We start from the raw sequence: 234 nt of genomic DNA on the forward strand, positions 1-234 counted from the left end.
ACGTATAAGATGCTGACAAATGAGATTTTATCCCCGAATCATCAGAATCATTGGCTCCCAGAATCACTGCGCCGGCCCCGTCTGCATAAATCATGCTGTCTCTGTCATGAATGTCTACTACCCTCGAAAGAGTTTCAGCACCAATAACCAGACATCTTTTTGCAATTCCTGACCGGATAAATGCATTTGCCTGTATTACTCCTTCTATCCATCCCGGACATCCGAAAAGAACAT

At 44.0% G+C, this 234-nt stretch carries 1 pseudogene; it reads right to left on the bottom strand.

The annotated features are described in order from the left end of the window. Window positions 1–234: pseudogene (locus ACR9ZK_RS23585) on the bottom strand (3-oxoacyl-ACP synthase); the annotation flags it as partial.

It is taken from the genome of Monashia sp. HAY1-5C, assembly GCF_056755255.1.